The 8,467-nt window shown below is 60.8% G+C and carries 10 protein-coding genes; 9 read left to right on the top strand and 1 reads right to left on the bottom strand.

Features of this window, described 5'->3' with window-relative positions:
* Positions 1–201: 201 nt before the first annotated feature.
* The 7 genes from GWC77_RS26280 to benD all read left to right on the top strand — a co-directional run bounded on the left by GWC77_RS26280 (position 202) and on the right by benD (position 6,449).
* Complete coding sequence (locus tag GWC77_RS26280; RefSeq protein ID WP_173261947.1) at positions 202–1,347, top strand: muconate/chloromuconate family cycloisomerase; 1,146 nt, start codon at positions 202–204, stop codon at positions 1,345–1,347.
* A 28-nt stretch (positions 1,348–1,375) separates the two neighbouring features.
* Positions 1,376–1,666, top strand: coding sequence for a muconolactone Delta-isomerase (gene catC, locus GWC77_RS26275; protein ID WP_173261944.1), 291 nt, complete (start codon positions 1,376–1,378; stop codon positions 1,664–1,666).
* Between the two features lie 54 nt (positions 1,667–1,720).
* Positions 1,721–2,656, top strand: coding sequence for a catechol 1,2-dioxygenase (gene catA / locus GWC77_RS26270; protein ID WP_173261941.1), 936 nt, complete (start codon positions 1,721–1,723; stop codon positions 2,654–2,656).
* A 111-nt stretch (positions 2,657–2,767) separates the two neighbouring features.
* A complete protein-coding gene (locus GWC77_RS26265) occupies positions 2,768–4,126 on the top strand; it encodes a Rieske 2Fe-2S domain-containing protein (protein WP_173261938.1) in 1,359 nt (452 codons plus the stop codon).
* Positions 4,123–4,611: a benzoate 1,2-dioxygenase small subunit gene (benB, locus tag GWC77_RS26260; RefSeq protein WP_173261935.1), complete on the top strand. Its 489-nt coding sequence runs from the start codon at positions 4,123–4,125 to the stop codon at positions 4,609–4,611. The genes GWC77_RS26265 and benB overlap by 4 nt, the downstream gene beginning before the upstream one ends.
* Before the next feature lie 42 nt (positions 4,612–4,653).
* Positions 4,654–5,676, top strand: a complete 1,023-nt coding sequence (benC, locus tag GWC77_RS26255; protein ID WP_173261932.1) for a benzoate 1,2-dioxygenase electron transfer component BenC — start codon at positions 4,654–4,656, stop codon at positions 5,674–5,676.
* The gene (gene benD, locus GWC77_RS26250; RefSeq protein WP_173261929.1) at positions 5,673–6,449 is read left to right on the top strand and encodes a benzoate diol dehydrogenase BenD; all 777 of its coding nucleotides are present in this window, start codon (positions 5,673–5,675) and stop codon (positions 6,447–6,449) included. Before benC ends, benD begins: the two co-directional genes overlap by 4 nt.
* A gap of 23 nt (positions 6,450–6,472) precedes the next feature.
* Here the strand turns inward: benD and GWC77_RS26245 are convergent, their stop codons facing one another.
* A complete protein-coding gene (locus GWC77_RS26245) occupies positions 6,473–6,820 on the bottom strand; it encodes a hypothetical protein (protein ID WP_173261926.1) in 348 nt (115 codons plus the stop codon).
* Between the two features lie 319 nt (positions 6,821–7,139).
* Here GWC77_RS26245 and GWC77_RS26240 point away from each other — a divergent pair, with 319 nt between their 5' ends.
* The gene (locus GWC77_RS26240; RefSeq protein ID WP_173261923.1) at positions 7,140–8,072 is read left to right on the top strand and encodes an HPP family protein; all 933 of its coding nucleotides are present in this window, start codon (positions 7,140–7,142) and stop codon (positions 8,070–8,072) included.
* 220 nt (positions 8,073–8,292) lie between these two features.
* On the top strand, positions 8,293–8,467 hold a 175-nt coding region (locus tag GWC77_RS26235; RefSeq protein ID WP_173261920.1), incomplete at its 3' end, for an NAD(P)H-dependent oxidoreductase subunit E.

Raw genomic sequence — 8,467 nt, 5'->3', positions numbered from 1 at the left:
GCGGCTACACGCGCTTCGAAACAATGCGAACCGTGCTGTTCCTCATCGCCGGCAAGCTAGATTTCTCCAGCTTCAACCCGCATGCCTCGTGAGCCGCGTTACCCACTGCATTTTCAAAAGAGCCATAAAAAAGGTGTTGGACGCTGCCGGGGCGTGAGACGTATAAAACCACCCATGAACTCCTTGTACGCAGCGCACTCCATGAACGCACCGACGATCGACCGCATCGAGACCTGCCTCGTCGATTTGCCGACCATTCGTCCACACAAGCTCTCCGTAGCCACGATGCACGGGCAAACGTTGATGCTGGTGAAGCTGTATTGCAGCGACGGCATTGCAGGTATCGGCGAAGGCACCACGATCGCCGGCATGGCATACGGCCCGGAAAGTCCGGAGTCGATGAAGCTGGCTATCGACGCGTATCTTGCGCCGGCGATGATCGGCAAGGATGCGACGCGAATCGAAGCGCTGATGGCGTATCTCGGCAAGCTGGTCAAGGTCAATCACTTCTCGAAGAGCGCGCTTGAAACAGCATTGCTCGACGCACAGGGCAAGCGCCTTGGCGTGCCGATGAGCGAATTGCTCGGTGGACGCCGCCGCGAGCGTCTACCGATCGCGTGGACGCTGGCTTCGGGGGATACCGCCAAGGACATCGACGAAGCCGAGCAGATGCTCGAGATGCGTCGGCACAGGATCTTCAAGCTGAAGATTGGAGCGAAGGAGCTCGATGCCGACATCGAGCATGTTGCACAGATCAAGCGTGCGATGGGGCGGCGTGCTTCCGTGCGCGTGGATGTCAATATGGCCTGGAGCGAGACGCAGGCGGCGCGCGCCATTCCGGCCCTGGCCGAGGCGGGCTGTGAATTGATCGAGCAGCCCGTCGCGTCGCCCGCGGCACTGGCGCGCCTCACGCGCCGGTTCCCGGTTGCGCTGATGGCCGACGAAATCATTCAGGGCCCGCAAAGCGCGTTCGACATTGCGCGCAACGACGGCGCCGATGTGTTCGCCATCAAGATCGAGCAATGCGGTGGTCTGTTCGCCGCGCAACGCGTCGCCGCGATTGCCGATGCGGCGGGTATCGAGCTCTATGGCGGAACGATGCTCGAAGGCGCATTCAGCACGATCGCATCGGCGCATTTGTTTGCCAGCTTCGCCGATCTGCAGTGGGGTACCGAACTGTTCGGGCCGCTTTTGATCACCGAGGAAATTCTGACCGAGCCGCTGGATTACAGCGATTTTGGGCTGACCGTACCGGATGGCCCCGGCCTGGGTATCGAACTCGACGAAGCCAAGGTCAGGCGTTTTACACGCGATGGGTCGACGCAAGTCACGCGACCCGCCCGATAGCTCGATACCTGAGACGAGGATAGCGACGATGCTTTTTCACGTGCGAATGGATGTGAACCTTCCGGCGGATATGCCGGCCGACGTGGCGGACGAAATCAAGGCGCGCGAGAGGGCGTATTCGCAGGCGCTGCAGCGCAGCGGCAAATGGCGTCACATCTGGCGCCTCGCCGGCGAGTACGCGAACTACAGCGTCTTCGATGTCGAGAGCAATAGCGAACTGCACGACATCCTGAGCCGCTTGCCGCTTTTTCCGTACATGAAGATTTCGGTGACGCCGTTGTGCCGTCACCCGTCGTCGATCCGGGACGGCGACGCCTGAGGGCGGATGCACATTGAACCGGCTTTGCCCGAAAACAATCTGGAGACTCCTATCATGAGCACCAAAGTGTTCGACACGAACGAAGTGCAGGCGCTGCTGAGCGCCGCGGCCAACCTCGAAGGCAACCATGGCGATGCGCGCTTCAAGCAGATCGCCCATCGCTTGCTCAGCGATCTGTTCAAGGCGATCGACGATCTCGACATCACGCCGGATGAGGTCTGGGCGGGCGTCAACTACTTGAACAAGCTTGGCCAGGATGGCGAAGCGGCGCTGCTGGCCGCGGGGATCGGACTGGAAAAGTATCTGGACATTCGTATGGACGCCGCGGACAAGGCGGCCGGTATCGATGGCGGCACGCCGCGCACGATCGAAGGGCCGCTTTATGTCGCCGGCGCGCCGGTGCGCGAGCGCGTCTCACGAATCGACATCGATCCCGATCCCGATGCCGGTCCGCTCGTCATTCGCGGCACCGTCACGGGGCCGGACGGCCACCCGCTTGCAGGCGCTTTGGTCGAATGCTGGCACGCCAACTCGCAGGGCTTTTATTCGCACTTCGATCCGACCGGTTCGCAAAGCGCATTCAATTTGCGCGGCGCGGTCAGGACGGGCGCGGACGGTAAATACGAATTTCGCACCTTGATGCCCGTGGGTTATGGCTGTCCCCCGCAAGGCGCGACCCAGCAGCTTTTGAATGCGCTGGGCCGTCATGGCAACCGCCCGGCGCACGTGCACTTCTTCGTCACGGCCGACAACTGCCGCAAGCTGACGACGCAATTCAATATCGAGGGCGATCCGCTGATCTGGGACGACTTCGCCTATGCGACGCGCGAGGAATTGATTCCTCATGTCGTCGAAAAGACCGGCGGCAGCGCGCTGGGCCTCAAGGCCGACGCCTATCGGGAAATCGAGTTCAACCTGGCGCTGACCCCGCTGGTTCGCGGCAAGGACAATCAACTCGTTCACCGCCCCCGCGCTGCAGCCACCGCATAAGCGTTCGAGCGGCGGCATGGTGAGACCACCGTCGCCCGCTTCGATCCTGGAATCATTCGATACCTGGCTCCGGCTCCATGCACTGGCTGGAGCGAGCCTCGGAGAGCAAACATGTCCGCCGTCATCGATAAAGCCCACGACCTGGATGGCCTGCTGGCCGCAGCCGTACAGGACGACAAGCAGGCTGGCATTTTCCGTTGCCGCCGCGATATCTTCACCCACGCCGGTTTGTTCGAACTGGAGATGAAGCATATCTTCGAAAACAACTGGGTGTATCTGGCCCATGAAAGCCAGATCCCGAACAGCAACGATTACTACACCACCTGGATGGGCCGACAACCCATCGTCATCACACGCGACAAGAACGGCGAGCTGAACGCGGTCATCAACGCATGCGCTCACAAGGGTGCGATGCTGTGCCGGCGCAAGCACGGCAACAAGGGTAGCTTTACCTGCCCGTTTCACGGTTGGACGTTTTCGAACACAGGCAAGCTGCTGAAGGTGAAGGACGAGAGGACCACGCAATATCCGCCGCAGTTCAACACCGCGGGATCCCACGACCTGAAAAAGGTGGCGCGTCTCGAGAGCTATCGCGGTTTTCTGTTCGGCAGCCTCAACGCGGACGTCGAGCCACTCGCGGATTACCTCGGAGCGGCCACGGTCATCATCGATCAGATCGTCGATCAGGCGCCGAACGGTTTGGAGGTCTTGCGCGGTAATTCGTCCTACATCTACGAAGGCAACTGGAAGATGCAGATGGAGAACGGTTGCGACGGCTATCACGTCAGCACCGTGCACTGGAATTACGCGGCGACGATGGGGCGGCGTAAGGAGGGCGGCACGCAGGCCGTCGATGCAAACAGCTGGTGCAAATCCGTTGCGGGCGTGTATGGGTTCGACCATGGCCATATTCTGCTGTGGACCAGGACGATGAATCCGGAGGTACGTCCCGTCTATCGGCACCGCGACGAGATCAAGGCGCGCGTCGGTGAAGCGAAGGCCGAGTTCATCGTCAATCAGACGAGAAATCTCTGCCTGTATCCGAACGTTTTCCTGATGGATCAGTTCAGTACGCAGATCCGTGTGGTCCGGCCGATCAGCGTGGACAAAACCGAGGTCACGATCTTCTGCTTCGCACCGAAGGGCGAAGACTCGACCGATCGCGCAACGCGCATTCGCCAGTACGAGGATTTCTTCAACGTCACCGGCATGGGCACTGCCGACGATCTCGAAGAGTTTCGTGCCTGTCAGACAGCTTATGCGGGCACGGCTGCGAAATGGAACGACCTTTCGCGCGGTGCGCCGTTGTGGGTGGAAGGCCCCGACGAAAACGCGAGGAAGATGGGATTGATGCCGCGCATCTCGGGCGAGCGCAGCGAAGACGAGGGGCTCTTTGTCTGTCAACACGAATACTGGGTGCGGGTCATGCGCGATGCGTTGAACGAGGAACGAGAGGAGGCATCGGTATGAGCTTCGACTACCGTACCGTCTGCGACGTGCTTTATCGCGAGGCGCGCTTGCTCGACGACCGTCAGTGGGACGAGTGGCTCGCTTGCTATACCGGCGACGTAACCTACTGGATGCCGGCATGGGACGATGACGATCAGATCACGGACGACCCCGAGCGTCAGATTTCGTTGATGTATTACCGCGACCGCGGCGGTCTGGAAGACCGCGTGTTCCGCATCAAGACCGAGCGCAGCGGTGCGTCGACACCCGAACCGCGGACCAGCCATCACGTTGCCAACGTGGAAGTGCTGGCCGAGCGCGGCGATGAATTGGACGTGCGCTACAACTTTCATACGCTCAGCCATCGCTACAAGGTCACCGATCAGTTCTTCGGCACGATGTTCGTTACGTTGCGAAAGGTCGACGGGCAGCTGTTGATCTCGTCCAAGAAGATCGTATTGAAGAACGACTATATCCGTCAGGTACTCGACGTCTATCACGTCTGAGATTCAGAGCCTGAGGAACAACATGGGAGTGAAGGAGGTTCCATGTCCAGCTATAACATTGCGCTGAACTTCGAAGACGGCGTGACCCGCTTCATCGAATGCAAGGCCGGCGAGAAGGTGCTCGATGCCGCCTTTCGCGCGAAGATCAATCTACCGATGGACTGCGCGGACGGGGTATGCGGTACCTGTAAATGCCGCGCCGAAAGCGGCCGCTACGATCTCGGTGACAACTACATCGAAGACGCGCTTAGCGAGGACGAAAAGCGCGGTGGGCTCGTGCTGGCTTGCCAGATGGTGCCGGAGAGCGATTGTGTCATCGCGGTGCCCGCGTCTTCCACGGGATGCAAGACCGAGCAGAGCCGGTTTACCGCGACCGTGGCGAAGGTCGCGCCTCACAACGATGCGGCGGTCGTACTGGAACTCGATGCGGACGTGTGCGCGCCGGTGTTTCTCCCGGGGCAGTACGTCAATATCGACGTGCCGGGTAGCGGGCAGAACCGTTCCTATTCGTTCTCGTCGGCTCCGGGCCAATCGACGATCAGCTTTTTGATCAAAAAGATTCCCGGTGGGGTGATGAGCACGTGGCTCGAATCCGCGCAGCCGGGCGATAAACTGGATCTGATCGGGCCGTTCGGCAGCTTTTATCTGCGCGAGGCGCAGCGGCCGTTGCTCTTTCTTGCCGGCGGCACGGGCCTCGCACCGTTCCTCTCGATGCTGGAAGTGCTGGCGCGTACCGATTCGCGGCGCAAGGTGCATATGGTCTATGGCGTCACGCGGGATCTCGATCTGGTGAAGGTGGATGCGGTCGAGGCCTACACGGAAAGACTGCCGAATTTCAGCTATGCGACCGTGGTGGCCGATGCGGGGTCGAGCCATGCGCGCAAGGGATGGGTGACGCAACACATTCCGGCCGACGCGCTCAACGGCGGCGACGTCGATGTCTATCTATGCGGGCCGCCGCCGATGGTCGACGCGGTACGCAAGCATTTCGACGACAGCGGCGTGAGGCCCAACAGTTTCCATTACGAGAAGTTCACGCCCAACGCAAGCGCGAGGGCAGTATGACCATGCAGCGATTCGCAGGCAAAGTGGTGGTGGTGACGGGCGCGGCGCAGGGTATTGGTCGTGGTGTCGCGCTGCGAGTGGCTGCCGAAGGCGGCCAAGTCGTCTTGGTCGATCGCGCCGATTTCGTTGCGCAAGTCGCCGCGCAAGCGCCGGAGGCGAGCGCGGTCGGCTTCGTCGCGGATATGGAGACTTACGAGGGCGCTCGAGCGGCGATGGTGTTTGCGGCACAACGGTTCGGCGGAATCGACGTGCTCGTCAACGGTGTGGGCGGGGCCATTCGCATGCGTCCGTTCGCGGAGTTCGAACCAGCGCAGATCGATGCGGAAATTCGCCGTTCGTTGATGCCCACACTGTACGCGTGCCATGCGGTATTGCCGCATCTGCTTCGGCGCGGTCGAGGCACCATCGTCAACGTTTCGTCGAATGCGACGCGCGGTATTCGACGCGTGCCGTATTCGGCCGCGAAGGGCGGCGTCAATGCACTGACCCAGTCGTTGGCAATGGAATACGCGGAGCACAACATACGGGTGGTGGCGACGGCGCCCGGCGGGACCGAGGCACCCGCGCGGCGCGTCGCACGCAATCCGGAGGGCGATAGTGCGCAGGAACGCATCTGGATGAGCGAGGCCGTACGGCAGGTCAACGAATCCACGTTCCTGAAGCGCTACGGCACGATCGACGAACAGGTCGCACCGATTCTGTTTCTGGCTTCGGATGAGGCCAGCTATATCACAGGCACCGTTGTGCCCGTTGCGGGCGGCGATACCGGTTGAGCCCCAGCCGGCGGCAGCGCCGCTCATCGGTGGTTTTTGTAGTATTCCCGGTTGTAGTACTGGCGGTTGTAATACTGCCTGTTGTTGTACTGACGGTTATACAGCTGGTTGTTATAACGCTGATTTTCGTATTGTCGGTTGTAGTACTGACGGTTGTAGTACTGCTGATTGTCAAGCTGATTGTTATAACGCTGGTTCTCGTATTGCCGGTTGTAGTATTGGCGATTGTAGTAATCCCGATCGGCGTCCTCACGGCTGCGAGCCTGGTCCGCGGTAACGGCGTTCGTGTACCAGTCGACGGGCTGCATACCGGCGGCGAAGACGGGCGGCGCGGCTGCAAGCGAAGCCGACGTTGCGAGAACAGCGACCAAGGCAGCTTTCGAAAGCACGTGGGGCATGGGCTCGTGGATGTTGCCGTCGAGTGAGATGAAGCTCCATGATCGCGCTGCAGCGAAAGGGCCGGATGCACGAATGCGAAGTCATGGTTCATCGTGCGACGCATGCACCCGTCACTGGCCGTGGTCAAAACGCGACGATCGCTCTCGCCGAGGGACTTCCCTGACGATAACCAAAGCGTTATCGATATCCAAAGAAATATTGACTGTCGGGTTTGGTGCGTCCACCCGTATTCTCGCCACACATTGGTGCATGAGATGCCCCGGAATATTGTGTCGATAGCGAGCGATACGGATGAAAAACGGAGACGGGCAAGGTAAGCGCATTCGATCGTGTCTGGGTGCGTTGTTCGGCATCGCCTTTACGGGCTGGGCGGCGCATGCCGTCCTCGGTATGGACATGGAGACGCCGTTGCTCGTTGCGCCGATGGGCGCGTCAGCGGTATTGCTATTCGCAGTGCCGGAAAGCCCGCTTGCCCAACCGTGGTCGATCATGGGCGGCAATATCTGCGCCGCGATCGTTGGCGTGGTATGTGCGAAGTTGATCGGCACGCCGATCGTTGCGGCCGCAACGGCGGTGGCTTTGGCCATCAGCGTCATGCTGGCATTTCGATGCGTGCATCCGCCTTCAGGCGCCGTTGCCCTGACTGCCGTACTCGGCGGCCCCGCGATTCACGAGCTCGGATATCGCTTCGTCTTGATTCCCATCGCACTGCAATCGGCGGCACTTCTGAGCGCCGCGCTTGCGTTTCACCTCATGATGGGGCACCGCTATCCGCGCTCGTTTAGCGGCGACGCGAGCCATGCGGCGGCCGGACGCTGGGCTAGCCTCTGGCAACGTCTGTCGTCGGTCGTTCCGCGGCGCGGCCGGACTGAGGATGCGTCGATGCCAGGCGCGAGCGCGCACCGCCATTCGAGCGGAATCGAAGCGTTACTGCACGGCGACGAAGACCGCTTCGCTCTTGCCCGCGATTGCGGGGAGCTTACCTGCGCGGACATCATGTCTGTCGTGCCGCATTCGCCTAGGGTGTCGAACCCGAGTCAATACGACTGTACCGTTCGCACCGATACACCGATCAGCGAATTGGCACCGCACTTCAAGAATCACGCGTGCGATCGTGTGGGCGTGCTCGACGGCGGCGGCCGGCTCGTCGGGGCGATCAGCCAACTCGATCTGATCTGGGGGCTGTACCGCCAAATGCGAACCCCACAGGGCATCGCTGCATAGCGGAGCAGCGCCAGGCGTCCGCTCCCGATCCATTCATTATGATCAATGTTGACGATAAAAAACTTTAACTTTTCCTAATAGGTCGACTCCCGCACTATTTGTCCATGCAAGCGGCCTGCAATGCGTGACCTGCAGGAATCAGAAGCTAGCTGACGAAGTGCCACGCTCGGGCGGCCTGCCCCGGCACTCCAACAAAACGTACCGCTTGAAGGAGACACGCGTGTTCGACGCCGATCGATTGATCGCGCGGCACTGCTGCGAAGGGCGTTCGCTCCTCGCGGTGCTGCACGCGATACAGGACGAAGCCGGTTTCATCCCGCCCGAGGTCGTGACGCCGCTGGCGCGGGCGATGAACCTCTCGCGCGCCGAAGTGCATGGCGTGATGACGTACTACC

The organism is Paraburkholderia sp. NMBU_R16 (assembly GCF_013282575.1).
GTDB lineage: Bacteria > Pseudomonadota > Gammaproteobacteria > Burkholderiales > Burkholderiaceae > Trinickia.
This window is presented reverse-complemented; position numbering and strand designations above follow the sequence as displayed.